This window comes from Bradyrhizobium sp. (assembly GCF_049798375.1).
In the GTDB taxonomy this organism is placed as follows: Bacteria; Pseudomonadota; Alphaproteobacteria; order Rhizobiales; family Xanthobacteraceae; genus Bradyrhizobium.
Window position 1 is genome coordinate 1 of sequence record NZ_JBARGP010000587.1, and the last position, 1587, is coordinate 1587.

Annotated in this window: 2 protein-coding genes; both read left to right on the top strand. The window is 65.7% G+C overall.

The window, feature by feature from the left end; genetic code table 11:
- Positions 1-231, top strand: a 231-nt coding sequence (locus tag WA702_RS23510) for a hypothetical protein (RefSeq protein ID WP_425112952.1), incomplete at its 5' end; no start/stop codon positions are given.
- Between the two features lie 273 nt (positions 232-504).
- The coding region (locus tag WA702_RS23515) for an AMP nucleosidase (protein WP_425112953.1) at positions 505-1587 on the top strand (1083 nt) is incomplete at its 3' end.

Here is a 1587-nt window from a genome sequence, read left to right on the forward strand (position 1 = left end):
CGTTCCGTTCCGCCGGAGGGGCGTATCGCGATCGTCACGGACGTGGGCGACGGAATGCGGTGGACGCGGCGTGTCGCAGCGGAGCTTTGCTTCGCGGACGAAGGGCATGCCGCGTACGGTGAAGTCGTGTGGTCCTGGCATCCCGGTGCTGATGCCAAGCCTGCGTGCGACGAGCGCGCGGGCGACGGGGCAAGAGAGCCGATCCCCGAGGAGATCACGTATAAGCCGTAAAGCCATCGCGCAGGGAAGGCTGGGCGTGTTTGGCCAAACCTGTGGTTCTGCCGCGTGCTTTTTTTCTGCACGCGGGCCATGGGCGCGGCCGGCGCCCGGTCTTCCCTGCGCCCTCTGATATGACGAGGGCGGTCGCTTCGCAAAGCTCGGGCGCGAATGGCGTCGCGAGACCGCGAACGCGTATCTGCTGCAGGCGATGGCATGGCCATCACAACATCCGTCTTGTATTCTCGCCAGCCAAGCCACGCTCTGCGTTCCACGGAAGTGCCCGCCATGACCATTCTGACACCGCAGCCGATTGCGACCGAGGCCTTCACCGACGCTGACGCGGCCGTCAGCCGCCTCGTGGAAATCTACGAGCGCGCCACGAGCTTCCTCCGCGACCATTTCGAGGCCTACGCCAATGGCCAGACGTTCGGAACGCGCGTGCGCGCGCATTACCCGTTCGTCCGCATCACCACTTCGACGCATGCGCGGGTGGATTCGCGTCTCGCCTATGGCTTCGTCGCGCGCCCCGGTGTGCACCAGACCAGCGTGACGCGCCCGGATCTGTTCCGGGTCTATCTGACCGAACAGATCCGGCTTCTGATCGCGAACCACGGCCAGCCGGTCGAGATCGGCGTTTCCGACGAGCCGATCCCGCTGCATTTCGCCTATCGGCGCGACATCAACATCGAGGGCGCGCGCAGCAATGACGATCCCGCGCTGGTGATGCGCTCGCTGCGCGACGTATTCGACACACCGAACCTCGCCGCCATGAACGATGCCATCGCCGACGGCACCTTCGAGCTCGGGCCCGATGATCCCGAACCGCTGTCGCTGTTCCGCGCGGCGCGCGTCGACTACTCGCTGCGCCGGCTCTATCACTACACCGGCACCGATCCGGAGCACTTCCAGAACTTCGTGATCTTCACCAACTACCAGTTCTACATCGATGCGTTCCAGCAATCGTGCCTGCGGCGGTTGGCCTCCGGCCAGGCCGGCCCCGAGGCTTTCGTCGCGCCGGGCAATGTCATCACGCAGAGCCAGCACCTCGGCGGCGTCGTCACCGGGACAGTGCCGGTCCGCATGCCGCAAATGCCGGCCTATCATCTGGTTGAAGCAGGCTATCAGGGCATCACCCTGATCAATGTCGGTATCGGCCCTTCGAACGCGCGCAACGTCACCGATCACGTCGCGGTGCTGCGGCCGCATGCCTGGCTGATGCTCGGCCATTGCGCCGGCCTGCGCAACACGCAGCGGCTCGGCGACTACGTGCTGGCGCATGGCTATGTCCGCGAGGACCATGTGCTCGATCAGGAACTGCCGCCATGGGTGCCGATCCCGGCGCTGGCCGAGATGCAGGTCGCGCTGGAA